We start from the raw sequence: 13,736 nt of genomic DNA, 5'->3' as shown, positions 1-13,736 counted from the left end.
ATCTCCTATCTATTAATCAATTTGATTAAACTAAAATTCCTAAAATATCTGATTCTTTCATAATAATGTATTCAACACCATCAAGCTTAACTTCGCTTCCGGCGTACTTACCAAAAAGAACCTTGTCACCTTCTTTCACTGCCAGTTCAGCAACTGATCCATTATCTAGACGATATCCTGGCCCAACTGCAATAACTTCACCTTCACTTGGCTTTTCAGAGTTGTTATCTGGAATATAAATTCCACCAGCTGTCTTTGTTTCATTTTCAATTCTTTTGATTAAAACTCTATCTTGTAATGGTTTAACTTGCATAAATCCTCCAGTTAAATACATTTTTTATTTAATTACTAATTATTTATACACAAGGTGGTAGTGAACGGATACATGTCAAGGTCTGCCAAAGCGAAAAAATCATATTTTTTCACATTTATCTTGGCGCAAAGCAAAATTATCCTTCACGGAAGCTTAAAACTGTGAGATATTCCAAAAAAATTAGCCAGTTAACTTATCTTTATAAGGAGTCGCTCCGATAATTAGCATATGAAACTAAAGTTTAATGAAAAACTTTTAGGTAAATTCCTGCAAAATGAAGCCGCAGAGGAAAGAACATTTTTTGTCCTTACGCTAATTACAGGTGTTACATCAGCTCTTATCGCCGTCGGTCTACAAAAAGGTGTTCACTGGATTCAACAAATCCTTCAAACAGATACAACATTTACATGGCAATCAGTCCTTCTTGGAGGAGCTGCTCTCTTTATATCTGGTTGGCTAACAACTCGTAAATTTCCTTTCTCTGAAGGATCAGGTATCCCAAAAGTTCGCGCGGCCCTTGTTGTTGATCACGGAAGAATTAGTTTAAAAGATACTTTTGCTAAAGCTGTGACAACGCTGCTTGCACTTGGCTCAGGTGTCTCTCTTGGAAGAGAAGGGCCAACCGTTACCATTGCCTCAGGTGTCGCCTCTTGGCTTGGTTATTCATTTCATATTTCAAAGAAGCGAGTAAAGGCCCTTGTTGCAGTTGGAGCAGCGGGCGGAATTGCGGCTGCATTTGCAACTCCTATTTCAGCAGTTGTTTTTACATTAGAAGAAGTCGTTGGTGATCTTAATGCCAAAGTTCTTGGTTCAATTGTTATCTCATCAGTTGTGGCATCAATTACAGGGCAAATGCTTACAGGACAGCATCACATGTTTGAGCAACTTTATTATAAGATGCACGATCATCGTGAACTTCTTTTCTATTTACTCATAGGAATAAGTTGCGCTTTCATTGGCCCACTTTGGATGAAGTCTGTTTTGGCCTTTAGAGAATTTAATCGAAAACATATGAAGAGTCACAAGCTAACTTATATGATGATTGTTTTTCTAATCATTGCATTGATGACTCAAGTTCACTCAAGTGTTATTGGAAGTGGACACGGAACTTTAGAAGACACATTACTTTCACTTATTCTCGATCCGAAAGTTTTATTTCTAATGTTCTGTTTAAAATTCCTAGCAACATCTCTATGTTACTCGGCCGGAATTTCTGGTGGTCTTTTCATGCCAACACTTTTAATGGGAGCAACATTAGGAAGTTTAATTGGTTCCCTTGCAAGTGTTTTCTTTCCAGAAATTACGACGAATACGGGTGCGTATGCACTTGTTGGGATGGGAGCATTCTTTGTAACAGTTATTCGTGCTCCATTTACTTCTATCCTAATCGTGTTTGAGTTAACGAGAGACTATAATATTATTCTGCCACTGATGATTGCAAATATCATCGCCTATATGCTCTCTTCTAAACCAACAGAGAATGAATCAATCTACGAACAAATTTCTGCACAAGATGGAATTCACTTACCAACACGTGATGATTTAGAAGTACTTGATCAACTTCATGTTGAAGATGCAATGATAAAAGATATCGTTACATACGGTGCTACTTTAACAGTTAGTGAAACATTAAAAGACATTCAAAAATACAATCCAGATCTTCAAGGCTTTCCTGTTTTAAAAAATGGAAGATTAATTGGAATGATGTCAACGTCAGAACTTAGAGTTCAAGTTGCAAAAGGAAATGGCGACATAAGGATTGAACAATTCTGTGAGAAAAAAATTATAAAAATCTATCCAGATCAAAGTTTATATATTGCTCTTCACAGATTAAAAAGATTCCAAATCTCCCGTCTACCGGTCGTTTCAAGACTTGATGAAAAAAGAATCATTGGTATTCTCACACCAAAAGATATCGTAAAACAATTCGGTTATCAGATAACAGAATCAAAAGAAAACGAAGCCAACAGTTAACCTTTTCTTAAAAGCCGGTTAATTAAGTACAAATTCAGGCCTTCCCCCCTTGACCCCTCTCGACTTTCAAAAATTCGGTTGCTACAAATTTATTCATCAATATTTTTTGTCTAACAACCTAACTAAAAAGGAGAGGGTAATGAAAAAATTACTACTAGCTTCGGCTCTTTTAATGGGAGCTTTCTCGACGCAAGCGGCTCGAGTACAATTTAATTTTGATGTATATTCATCAGGCTCATCAATTTATCCGTGTAATGCCGGTATTAAGCACAAAGAGCCAAGAGGACAAGTTTGTTATAACCCAAATACCTATGAGTCATGTACGCCGAAACGCGGTGGTGGCTATGGTGTAGCAGAGCCTCTAGTCGGAGATGGAGATGGGCTAGACAATCTTTTTGCAGGACTTGATGCTCAGCCAGAGTCTTACAACGGTTCGTGTGACCCTCAAACAGGTGAAGGCTGTGACTGTGTCTGTACAGGTGAACAAAATGGGGATCATGAAGCAACAATTGATTTCATGAAAGCAAAAATCACAAAATGGAAGGATCACGGTGATCCACAAGGTTACTCATGGTACAAGAAAGCTGTTGCAAACAATCACACTGGTAACTATGCAACACTTCTACCACACGTTAAGCAATTCGATCATAGAATCAAAGAACTTACGGTTAACCTATCTTCAGAAAGATATGGTGCAGAGTACTTCGTTGACATCTGTTACAGAGCAACTCAGATCGACTTTGGTCACAAGAAGCCAAAATACAAGTTTGAAAGAAAAGTAACAGTTACAGACCTTAAGAGTCCATATGACTACACTGGTGACAAGTTCCCACGTTATGGTGATGTATGGGCAAACCAAACTTACCAAGAACTTGCTAACCTAAAAGTTAAATCAGAAATCTTCTGTGTTGATAAAGGTTACGGTGGTCACTACTCTCTAGGTTTTGCTAAGAAAGATCTTTCTGTAAATGATATTGCAGACTTTACTGATATCTTCAACAAAAGCGACCTAAAAGGTTGTATGGTTAGATATACTTTCAAAGAAAAAACTCGTGGTAGAGATCCAATTGATACAGTAAGAAGATGGAAGCTTCACGGTGCAAACATCTGTACTGATACAGCTATCACATCTACACACTTATCTTACTAATCTAAGAATTAATTAAAAGTACACTGGGCAAGGCTAACCCCTTGCCCTCTTTTTCAAAAAATCTATGGGGTGGGGAAATGAAAATACTTATCATAACAATTATTCATACACTATTTTCAATGGCCTTTGCTTGTAAAGTCAACTCCCTTAATAAAGAGTTAAATATCACCTTCTCTCCATTTCAAAGTTCAAAGTTTATTTACAATGAAAAGGGGAGCGAACTTAAGGATGGTATTAAGTTTGATATAACTGACTGTGCAACAACGGTAGCAAACGATGAATATCTTATGATAAGCTTAGGTGTTGAAAATAATATGTTCGATGATAGTGTTCAAACTTTCAGTATTAATGACATGAACACGATAAATAGTAAAAACACAAAGTATTGTCGAATTGAAGACAAATACAATGACAACCTATCTGTTAGCGTTGATTTCTTACACAAACGTTTACTAAACAGACGAGAATTAATAAGCAAATGTACTGAGCTTAGAATAACAGATCATTCAAAAAAAGGTTTAAACATCTCTCTCAAGCAGAATGGATGTATAGTAAATAAAATCAATAACCAAACGGCAATTTTTGAAGGCTATTTTTGTTTTGCAAAGCCTCATGATGACTCGAAATTCGTGTTAGATTTCTCAGTAAAAGACGAGTGTCTAAAAGAAGAATTTTACCGAGAACGAAAAATCGAACTACAAGATGTTCTTGCAACTTTAGACTTCTATACTTCTGGAGATGATAGTGGTAGTTCACCAAAACTAAGATTCGTAGAAGACTACAAGCTAAGATTTACTGCGACTGCTGAAGGAATCATTAAGAGTGAGAAAACGGTACTCGAAAATGATCCGAAGTGGCCAATTGAGTGGCATGTTAACAATATAGAAATGGGTAAAATTAAGGTAAGTGGACATGGGAATGAATCAATAAAGCTAGATTCAAGTGTTTTCATAAACAACACATGTCAAAAAACATGCGTTAATGGCCTATGCTCATCACCATGTAGTTATACTCAACCAGTTGTTGGTGAGTACCTATTAAGCGAAGTAAAAAAAGATGGTGAAAGAGAGTTTATTAGCCTTTGGTATGATGGTGGAATTACACCAAGTAATTGGTCCGGCTTACTTAATGGAGCAGGACATCTACTACCAAAGTCAACTTTCAAAGATGATGCAGTATATGAGTTAGAAATCAATCTAGAAGATCAAGAGTTTTACTACCTCATGTTTAAAAATAGTATAACGAGTAGACTAAAATTAAATAATAAAACGATTCCTCAAATTGATAGAGAAGCTGGAGCACTTAGATCACTAAACGAATTCAATAGTATCGAACTTCTTCAATCACTTCCAGAATTTCCTGTATTCGACTATTTAAGATTTACAGGTAATACGCATATAGCTGTGAAGAATAGTGTTAATTCAATCAGTCGAGTATTTAAAGACTTCTTATGGCCACCATATATACAGAGATACTGCCATAATGAAAAATGTATAAACACTAAAGATCACCAACTTACATTAAAGGTACAATTCAAAGTATCGAAGAATGAAAATAAATTTAAAGTGGAGTATTTGACATACAACAAATTATCAAACGTACAAGGGAACAAATTAATCGAAGCTTATGAACCACCATTTTCGACATGTATGAAACCAGGTACAGATCCTAATGACGACGATGATGACTGGGATGATAACGGTGATATTGGTGACATAGACTTTTAACAGCATGGAATTGAGGAGAACAAGGATGAAAAGATTACTATTAGTATTATTAATTATGACAGCTTCTGTGTATGCAAATGATGTCGACAACATGTTTGGAGGCGGAGAGGATCAATTTGAGTTTGAAAAATTTTCAAATGAAGAAATCCTACTAAGAATTGAAGAAGACATTAAAGTTTCTTGCCGTAAGGGAGAATGTACCCTCTTCTCTACGGAGAATAAATTTGCCGGTTTTGAAGTTGGATTTAATATTGGCGAAGGAATGAATCAACAAGCTGGAAGTGGTGTAAATATCTACACTGGAGGATACGGTGGAGAGATCAGCGGAGAATACTGGGGAGTTAACGTTAGATACTACAACGGTAAGTGTACTCAACGTATTAAAGTACCTAAATCTGTTTACATTGCTATTAATCGTTATATGTATGGTCTACTTGACACAGATGGTAATACACGCCGTGGTTTCACTCCTGCTGACGAAGCAATGATCCTTTTCTATACGACGATCATAGGAAGAGCAAGTGGCTGTACAGCAAATAATGGAAGCTAAATAAATTAAGATTTTCTTTAATTGTTAAGGAAAATTCTAAGTTATAAAACCTCTCTATGATGAGAGGTTTTTTATTTCTATTTTTAATTACTTTTACCGCCCATGCGAAAATCAAATGGCATGATTGGCAACATCAAGAACTAAATGACTTGATTACGCCACTAACTACAATCGACTTAAATAACCGTGCCTCCTGTGCAATCGACTCTAAGAAGCCAACAACATCAATGTTTGTTTTCTTAAATAACACGATTCCGGCCAAAGCAGCATATCGTCTGGCAAATCGAACAGGTCAGGACAAAACAAAAGTGATTAAAGAATTAATTAGGGATTATCGAAATAAAGTAACTCGACTTCTTTATGAAATTCATCAAAAGCTAATTCATCAAGAACTCCCACTTCTCCCCTACCTAGATAGTGAAAACAATATTCCCGTCAAGTATCAAAAGATCTTAAAAGAGTGTTATGGCAAGCTAGAGTGTCCAAAACTCAATAATTACATGGATGCCCTCTGGACAAACTCTCATAAGTTAAAGCATCGACTATATGATAGCTTTGAAGACAGTAATTATATTCAGAAAAAATATGTCAAAGGAAATGAAACGTTTAAGTGCATTAGGATAAAAAAATTTGGTCCACTACAAGCAAATCTTTTCGGCCAAAAACCATCAGTTCAAGACCTTAACCGTATCGCACAAGAGTTATTAGATTTAGATGAAAGAGTATCTGATTGTCGCTTAGAAGATATCGACCAGATTGATAACCTACAAGTGTCTGGTTACCAGTTTGATATCGAGGGAATCAAAGAAAGATATTGGGAAAAAGAAGTTGGATTTGATTATTGGAACTCAATGAAACTCTATTTCGCTTGGGCAATGAGGAATTTGAAAGTTGAAAACTCTAAGTACGAACAAATCATTAGAAATTCGAATACCCAAGATTATATTCTCTTTTCTCCGAGTGGATGTAAGAGCGATATCATTCCTACTTGTAATAATAAGAGACTCGCAGAAAACTCATTTAGAGAATTCTCTCGCAAGAATTTTGAAAAGGATGCTCTAGAACTCGACATCTTAGCGCCTATTTCAGAGGGGGTTCAAAATGACCTTCTTAAAGATCCATTTGCCAGTGTCAATCAAGATATTCTCGATATCGCCTCGTATAACGATGCTGATAAGTGGATAGAGCATATATTCAAGAATCAGACTCAAACTAAGAACTACGTTAAAAATAAACTTATTGATTCATTAACTTTTTTCTCCCTCGTGAGAAATCGCCTTAGGCCAGAAGAAGTTAAAGAACAGCTCGCATTTTATTTTAGAAATCTAGATGGTAATACGATCAAAAATGATCTTTATTACTTATGTGCAGAAGCTTCTGTTATCTCGGATGATATCTTTAGTTTCACAAAGAAACATATTGAAGGCCTAAAAGGAACAGATCTCATCGATAACCTTGACCTTATTTTTTCAAAAAAGCCTTATGATGATGTTATCGATTACTATAAGTCCCTAATGGATGAAGCTCGTGCCTATTGCAAGAGTCTAGATCAAAAGAATATTTGGAATGATGAATTTGATATCGAATACGAAGGATTTCATCAGTGGTTTATCGATAAGACCAGAGCGGCAAAAACTTTTGAAACATTTCCAGAAAAGCACTACGAAAGTGATGCCCTCTCACAAGATTTTATAACGTATGAGAATGGAGACATTATTTGTCGCTCAATAAGTCATTGCTTAAGAAAATCTATTATCAATATTATTGAAACTTCTCGTGCAAGCTACTATGGTGATCTCTTCTGGAAGGCGAAGTTCTCACAAGCTTCTGCAGACTTATTTAATCCATACGCAGATCGTGTCTCTTGCAAGGTATATGATCCTTACTTTAAGACAAAGCAAGTCATGACTCAATTTGTGTCAGATATTGGCCAGGGACTGATGAGTTTCTTCACACCAGGTGTTCTATATACAAGAGTGAGCTTAACACCTGGCTACGTCACTTCTTTTAATAAGATGATTAAAGATGGCCAAATTGAATTTAATAAAGACTATGAAAAATCAAAAGTTAACGTTGAACTAATTACTGAATTTGGGCCATTAATTGGAGTTCCTTGTGCCCTCTCAATCACAGGTAGTACTAAGAGTCCAACGAATTTATATCATTTCAGAGGCATCTCTGTTGGTGCTTGCTTTGATCGTAGCGGTAGTGACATCATTGCCAATAGTGGCTCAGATGTGTCTTCACAAGACCCAACACGTAGAGCGGCATGTGCTGCTTGTCGAATCAACTTTGAAGGTATTTCAAATACACTTACTTATTTTAATTCAAAACTTGGACCTTTCTTCTATGTAGCAAGAGCTTTATATAGCTTATACAAGGGCCTAACTGATTTTGATAATATCCCTAGAAGATGGGAGCTAGACTTAGAAAAACTTAAAACGACTTATCAACGCTTTGGTGAGATTCCTAAGAGGTGCCGTTCGACTCTTTTAAATGGAAACCACTGTTTAAGTAATCAAGATGAGAAACTAGCTATAGAGGCAGTTCTTGAGAAAAACTTAACAATATTCGCCTCAAAGAGAGTTGTTAATGGTTACAAATTTAAAGTCAGAGAATGTAGAAATGATTTAACTGTTAGGGTGGAGCAAAATTTTGCGAGGTTATTTTCATCATGCGAGCAATAATACTATTATTTTTCTTACCAATTATTAGTACTTATGCATTAAGTGTTAATATTATTTGGACACAAGATTTTACAAAAGAGCTACACCTAGAGTGTTCTAATATTGGTTGTCTTGATGGCCAAAGCTCAGACGTTATTGAAGAAGCTATTTGTGATGAATGTTTTTCTGATTCAGTTAACTCTACATTTATCTTCAATAATATAACAACCTATCTTCATCCAAATGAATTGATATCTCTTGATGAGTTTATCACTTACCTTTACACAGCGGATTTTATCTCAATCAACTACAACTCTCCCTATGATCTTGTCTCAAGTCGCTCGATGGAAATTAAGAAATTACTTTATAAAGATTTGTGCCCGAATAAGCACGATGCAATTATTTTTTTTAGAAGAGGATATGCTGATACATTTTCCTCTCCAGAGCTTATTTACTGCGGAGAGGAAATATATACTGCACAATTATTTTAGATCGTACCAGTTAACACCAAATGCAGGGTCGACTTTTAGTGGAACTTTTAATTCGACGACGTTTTCCATGCCTTCTTTGACAAGAGTCTTCATTTCATCAAGCTCTGACTCAAGAACATCAAAGATAAGCTCATCGTGTACCTGAAGAATCATTTTAGACTTTAGTCCACACTTCTTCATTTCTGCATCGATATTAATCATTGCACATTTGATGATATCAGCTGCAGTCCCTTGAATTGGCGAGTTAATTGCCATACGCTCAGCATTTGCTTTGACTGTGCGATTATTAGAATGAATATCTGGAAGGAACCTCTTTCTTCCATACATTGTAATTGAATAACCTGTTTTCTCAGCATCTTCCTTAAGTCCATCTAAGAAGCCTTTGATCTTCGAAAATCTCTCAAAGTATTTTTCAATATAGGCCTTAGCATCTTTTCTAGAGATTTTAAGGGCCGAAGCTAAACCGAATGAAGACTGTCCATACATAAGACCAAAGTTTACGGCCTTTGCCTTTGAACGCTCATCACTTGTAACTTCCTCAAGAGCAATGCCATTAATTTCACTTGCCGTTTGTGCGTGAATATCCTTGTCCTCATTGAATGCCTTAATCATTGTTGGATCTTCACTGTAGTGAGCAAGGATTCTAAGTTCTACTTGAGAATAATCGGCAGCTAAAAGTAAGTTACCAGGTGTCGCAATAAATGCCTTTCTCACAAGTCGTCCTGTTTCAGAACGAATTGGAATATTCTGTAGGTTCGGATTCACACTTGAAAGTCGACCCGTTTGAGCAACGTGCTGATTAAAGCTTGTATGAACCTTGCCTGTTTTAGGATTTACGATTTCAGGAAGGGCCTTCACGTATGTCGAAAGAATCTTTCCTAATTCACGATACTGAAGAATTAAACCTGGGACCTCATTAATATTTTTTGAATCAAGCTCTTCTAATACAGAAGAATCCGTTGAGTAACCTGTTTTCGTTTTCTTAACAACAGGGAATGATAACTCATTAAATAAGAACTCCCCTACTTGTTTTGGAGAATTCAAGTTAATTGTGTCATTCATTGAATATGAATCAACTTTCTTTTGAATCTTATCTAAAGACTCTTGTAGATCTTTTGCCATTTCATAAAGATATTCCTTATTTAAATGAACACCTTCAAATTCCATTTCAGCTAAGATTGGAATAAGCTTATTGTCGATATCTTCATAAACACTAACGAGCTCTTTCTCTTTAAGCTCTTCTCTTAGCTGGTTTGCAAGCCTAAAGACTGCAATTGATCTTAGGCCAGAATAAGAAGCCTTATCTTCAATCGTTTCAAGTGAAGTAATAAAAGGAGTCTTCTTATCAAGAGTTGTTACCTTTACATTTACATTAGATGCGATAACGTCAAGATTATGTCTCGTACTTGGACTAACATTATAGTGAGCCAGTGTAACATCAAAATTATTCGCCTTAAAATCTAGTCCATGTCTAAGTAAGTGAGAGTAGTCACGCTTTGAGTGTTCACTATATACTTCTCTCGATTCATTACCCCATATTAGCTCTAACAGCTCTTTCTCATTAGAGTCATTTACTTCGACAAAGTAAGAATTATTATCATCAAATGAAATACTTATACCCACAAGATTACGAGCATGAATATCTTCACTATCAAACTCTGTTTGAACAGCAAGAGCTGTTTGATCTTTTATAAGCTTCTTAAATTCATCAAGAGTCGTAACTTTGTGCTCAAAAGGAGATGCAAGCTCTTCACCTTCTCCTTCCTCACCATCTGCAATAGAAAGTTGGTATTTGAGATCTTCCATTCTCTTAATCATTGAGTTCATACCAAGATCTTTAAGAAATGTTAGAAGCTCCTCTGAAGGATAGAACTTAATCTCAGAATCATCTGCCTTACACTCTAAATCAATATCTGTGACGATCTTAATTAGTTCTTTTGAGAGCTTTGCATCCTCAACATGTTCAGTAAAAGCAGTTGTTAACTTCTTTCCTTTGAATGTATCTGAAACTTCAAAACATTTCTCAAGAGTTCCATGCTCGGCAAGCAGTTTTGCGGCCCCCTTTGCACCGATTCCACGCATACCTGGAATATTATCCGAAGTGTCCCCCACCATTGATAAATAATCAACGATTTGATCTGGGCGTACCCCCATCTTTTCAAAGACACCCTTCTCATCGTAAGTAACGTCCTTCATCGTATCGAGCATCTTAATATTACCGCCAACAAATTGCATAAGGTCCTTATCACCTGAAGCGATTAGGATTTCATCAAAATCATCTTTCCACTGAACAACAGTTGAGCCAATAATGTCGTCGGCCTCATATGTTTCATTGGCAACATTTAGAAGACCCATCTTGTCGATAAGTTCTTTGATAAGTGCGAACTGAGGAACAAGTTCTTCAGGTGGTTCAGAACGATTGGCCTTATACTGATCATAAAGTTCATTTCTAAAAGAGCCACCCGAAGTATCGCGAGCAAGAAGCATATGTGTTGGCCTATAATTGGCCATAATTTTTAATAACATTGAAAGCACACCATAAGTGGCATTAACAGGTGTTCCGTCTGGGGCATTCATAGAACGAATTGCAAAAAATGCACGGAATATAAAGTTACTGACGTCGACGACGATTAATCTTTTCTTTGACATATAATCTCCAATTTATGCTATAAATCTAGCCAATTATGTTGAATCTGTTAATGATTAATGTGGAGAATCGATTATGGACAATGCACAAAAGATCGAAATTTATACCAGAGTGAAGCGTGATATCTTTGCTATTTGTGAAGGCGAAAGTAGCACAATTGCAAAAATGGCCACCATTTCTTGTATTTTAAAGCAGGCATTTCCCCATTACTACTGGTGTGGATTCTACATGATTGACCCTACTAAAGAGAAAGAACTTGTTGTAGGCCCTTATCAAGGAACCCTTGGTTGTCTTCGTATCCCTTTCGGCAAGGGAGTTTGTGGCACTGCCGCCCAAACATTGGAAACGCAAATCGTTGAAGATGTTCACTCTATTGAAAATCACATCACTTGTGACCCAAAGAGTCAGTCCGAAATTGTTATTCCCGTTTTAGAAAATGAAAAGTTAATTGCAGTCCTAGATGTTGATAGTGATTTACTTGCAAGCTTTAATGAAATTGATAAAAGTAATTTAGAAGAGATTATCAATACAGTCTTCGCCTAAGCTTGAGTCCCCTGGTCTTCAAACCAATTTGTTTTGCGCTTTTTAATTGCAAGCATTGTATCATCGTTTGCCATAACAGTTGTGTCGGCCATAACATCACCTAGGCGATGCCCTGAATCAAGCTTATAGAGGAGATAAAGCTCAATCCCCACAATTGGAACCCCAACGATAACCGCCATAAACCAACCAGCGACAGGGATAATGGCAAATACTAATGGAATAATAAAAGGTAGATTTCTAATAAAACTTTGCTTAAGTGAACAAGGTGTTCCGTCAACTAAAGAAATTACTCTAAAGCCAATAAATTTCTTACCAACAGACTGACCATTTTGAATTGAGTCAGCAAAAGTTAAGTAGACGATCGAAAGAAGAATACCAATTGGATACAAGAATAGAGACAAAACGACGACAATAAAAAGGTCAATTGCCTTAGCGAGTATGCGTGAATAACGTGCAACCTTAATGGCCGACTTTAAGAGGTACTTTCTATCCATATAACTATCTTATCCTATGAATTTTATTAGAAAACAAGGCATTTTTTGCACCTAGTCCAAACAATAGATATTAACTAAAGAAATGCTTAACCTCTCTATCAGTCAATAGACTTTGATTAATAGCCAAAAATAGGATTTTAATATATAACTTTAGACTGAGACTAAATAGAGCACATACGCTCTGGAGGATAATTATATGAGTACTGTTGGTAAAACTGACGTAACAAATTTTGAATCTGATGTACTAAAAAGCGCGAAGCCAGTTCTAGTGGACTTCTGGGCAGAGTGGTGTGGACCTTGTAAAACACTTGGACCTGTACTTGATGAAGTAGCATCAGAAATTGGTGAAACTGCAACAATCTTAAAAGTGAACGTTGATGATAACGGAGAACTTGCTCAACAATACGGAATTAGAGGGATCCCAACAATGATCTTCTTTAAAGACGGTCAAGCAAGCAAGACTCTAGTTGGTGTTCAAACAAAAGAAGAAATTAAGAAGTCTTTAGAAGAACTTATGTAATAAAAGCCTCTACGATAGAGGCTTTTCTTTTTTGAGAAGGAATTTATGTCTAATTTTATTTCCCACGCATTTAATCACGCCCAAGAAACTCTAACAAAATTTATCGCTAATGAAGAAAACTTCGCCACTATGGAGAAAGCGATAAACGAAATGGTTACGGCCATTAAAGGTGGAGGCCGTGTGATCAGCTGTGGAAATGGTGGTTCAATGTGCGACGCAATGCATTTCGCTGAAGAACTTACAGGACGTTTTCGTAAAGATCGCCCAGCAATGCCGGCCATTGCTATCGCGGACTCTTCTCATATCACATGTGTGGCCAACGACTATGGTTTTGAATATATCTTTTCAAAATATGTTGAGGCCCATGGACACAAAGGAGATGTCCTTCTTGCCATCTCAACTTCAGGTAATTCACCAAATTGTCTTGAGGCCGTAAAATCAGCTCATGAAAAAGGGATGAAAGTAGTCGGTCTTCTTGGAAAAGGCGGTGGTAAAATGAAGGATCTTGTGGACTTCCCTATCGTTATTGAAGCTGATCTTTCTGATCGAATTCAAGAAATGCATATTAAAATTATTCATACGTTCATAGAGGGAATTGAGCGCCAAGTTTTCCCTCAAAACTACTAAAGAATTACGAGAAAGAATCGGCAGTTTATTCCAA

12 protein-coding genes are annotated in these 13,736 nt (G+C 36.5%); 9 read left to right on the top strand and 3 right to left on the bottom strand.

The annotated features are described in order from the left end of the window. Positions 1-25: 25 nt before the first annotated feature. Positions 26-313: a co-chaperone GroES gene (gene groES / locus ABMA76_RS00285; RefSeq protein ID WP_392858125.1), complete on the bottom strand. Its 288-nt coding sequence runs from the start codon at positions 311-313 to the stop codon at positions 26-28. A 228-nt stretch (positions 314-541) separates the two neighbouring features. Here groES and ABMA76_RS00280 point away from each other — a divergent pair, with 228 nt between their 5' ends. The 6 genes from ABMA76_RS00280 to ABMA76_RS00255 all read left to right on the top strand — a co-directional run bounded on the left by ABMA76_RS00280 (position 542) and on the right by ABMA76_RS00255 (position 8,871). Beyond that, a complete protein-coding gene (locus tag ABMA76_RS00280; RefSeq protein ID WP_393060562.1) occupies positions 542-2,287 on the top strand; it encodes a chloride channel protein in 1,746 nt (581 codons plus the stop codon). 139 nt (positions 2,288-2,426) lie between these two features. After that, complete coding sequence (locus ABMA76_RS00275; RefSeq protein ID WP_392910654.1) at positions 2,427-3,437, top strand: hypothetical protein; 1,011 nt, start codon at positions 2,427-2,429, stop codon at positions 3,435-3,437. A 77-nt stretch (positions 3,438-3,514) separates the two neighbouring features. Beyond that, positions 3,515-5,164 carry a hypothetical protein gene (locus ABMA76_RS00270; protein ID WP_392910657.1) on the top strand — a complete coding sequence of 550 codons (1,650 nt, stop codon included), beginning with the start codon at positions 3,515-3,517 and terminating at the stop codon, positions 5,162-5,164. Between the two features lie 25 nt (positions 5,165-5,189). Continuing rightward, a complete protein-coding gene (locus ABMA76_RS00265; RefSeq protein WP_393060560.1) occupies positions 5,190-5,714 on the top strand; it encodes a hypothetical protein in 525 nt (174 codons plus the stop codon). Between the two features lie 56 nt (positions 5,715-5,770). Next, complete coding sequence (locus ABMA76_RS00260; RefSeq protein WP_393060558.1) at positions 5,771-8,401, top strand: hypothetical protein; 2,631 nt, start codon at positions 5,771-5,773, stop codon at positions 8,399-8,401. Continuing rightward, positions 8,389-8,871: a hypothetical protein gene (locus ABMA76_RS00255; RefSeq protein WP_392910663.1), complete on the top strand. Its 483-nt coding sequence runs from the start codon at positions 8,389-8,391 to the stop codon at positions 8,869-8,871. Before ABMA76_RS00260 ends, ABMA76_RS00255 begins: the two co-directional genes overlap by 13 nt. Here ABMA76_RS00255 and polA read toward each other — a convergent pair. Next, positions 8,863-11,520: a DNA polymerase I gene (gene polA / locus ABMA76_RS00250; RefSeq protein ID WP_393060556.1), complete on the bottom strand. Its 2,658-nt coding sequence runs from the start codon at positions 11,518-11,520 to the stop codon at positions 8,863-8,865. The genes ABMA76_RS00255 and polA overlap by 9 nt on opposite strands. 73 nt (positions 11,521-11,593) lie before the next feature. Here polA and ABMA76_RS00245 point away from each other — a divergent pair, with 73 nt between their 5' ends. Continuing rightward, complete coding sequence (locus ABMA76_RS00245) at positions 11,594-12,061, top strand: GAF domain-containing protein (RefSeq protein ID WP_392910667.1); 468 nt, start codon at positions 11,594-11,596, stop codon at positions 12,059-12,061. On the opposite strand, the gene ABMA76_RS00240 is transcribed toward ABMA76_RS00245, so the two are convergent. Next, a complete protein-coding gene (locus ABMA76_RS00240) occupies positions 12,058-12,555 on the bottom strand; it encodes an RDD family protein (protein WP_392910669.1) in 498 nt (165 codons plus the stop codon). The genes ABMA76_RS00245 and ABMA76_RS00240 overlap by 4 nt on opposite strands. Positions 12,556-12,751: 196 nt before the next feature. Between ABMA76_RS00240 and trxA the strand changes: the two genes are divergently transcribed. Together trxA and gmhA are read left to right on the top strand one after the other, a co-directional pair. Then, positions 12,752-13,075 (top strand): thioredoxin, encoded by a 324-nt coding sequence (trxA, locus tag ABMA76_RS00235; RefSeq protein ID WP_021268010.1) that lies wholly within the window; start codon positions 12,752-12,754, stop codon positions 13,073-13,075. 45 nt (positions 13,076-13,120) lie between these two features. Beyond that, complete coding sequence (gmhA, locus tag ABMA76_RS00230; RefSeq protein ID WP_392858107.1) at positions 13,121-13,702, top strand: D-sedoheptulose 7-phosphate isomerase; 582 nt, start codon at positions 13,121-13,123, stop codon at positions 13,700-13,702. The last annotated feature ends 34 nt before the right edge of the window (positions 13,703-13,736 follow it).

This window comes from Halobacteriovorax sp. ZH5_bin.2 (genome assembly GCF_043196375.1).
Lineage (GTDB): Bacteria > Bdellovibrionota > Bacteriovoracia > Bacteriovoracales > Bacteriovoracaceae > Halobacteriovorax_A.
Note: the sequence above shows the minus strand (reverse complement) of the source record. Positions and strands in the feature narration are given on the sequence as shown.

Excerpts from the sequence above, each read along its gene's own strand:
- ABMA76_RS00280 (WP_393060562.1), top strand. The coding sequence starts at position 542 with ATGAAACTAAAGTTTAATGAAAAACTTTTAGGTAAATTCCTGCAAAAT.
- ABMA76_RS00255 (WP_392910663.1), top strand. The coding sequence starts at position 8,389 with ATGCGAGCAATAATACTATTATTTTTCTTACCAATTATTAGTACTTAT.
- groES (WP_392858125.1), bottom strand. The coding sequence starts at position 313 with ATGCAAGTTAAACCATTACAAGATAGAGTTTTAATCAAAAGAATTGAA.
- ABMA76_RS00265 (WP_393060560.1), top strand. The coding sequence starts at position 5,190 with ATGAAAAGATTACTATTAGTATTATTAATTATGACAGCTTCTGTGTAT.
- trxA (WP_021268010.1), top strand. The coding sequence starts at position 12,752 with ATGAGTACTGTTGGTAAAACTGACGTAACAAATTTTGAATCTGATGTA.
- gmhA (WP_392858107.1), top strand. The coding sequence starts at position 13,121 with ATGTCTAATTTTATTTCCCACGCATTTAATCACGCCCAAGAAACTCTA.
- ABMA76_RS00275 (WP_392910654.1), top strand. The coding sequence starts at position 2,427 with ATGAAAAAATTACTACTAGCTTCGGCTCTTTTAATGGGAGCTTTCTCG.
- polA (WP_393060556.1), bottom strand. The coding sequence starts at position 11,520 with ATGTCAAAGAAAAGATTAATCGTCGTCGACGTCAGTAACTTTATATTC.
- ABMA76_RS00240 (WP_392910669.1), bottom strand. The coding sequence starts at position 12,555 with ATGGATAGAAAGTACCTCTTAAAGTCGGCCATTAAGGTTGCACGTTAT.
- ABMA76_RS00245 (WP_392910667.1), top strand. The coding sequence starts at position 11,594 with ATGGACAATGCACAAAAGATCGAAATTTATACCAGAGTGAAGCGTGAT.
- ABMA76_RS00260 (WP_393060558.1), top strand. The coding sequence starts at position 5,771 with ATGATGAGAGGTTTTTTATTTCTATTTTTAATTACTTTTACCGCCCAT.
- ABMA76_RS00270 (WP_392910657.1), top strand. The coding sequence starts at position 3,515 with ATGAAAATACTTATCATAACAATTATTCATACACTATTTTCAATGGCC.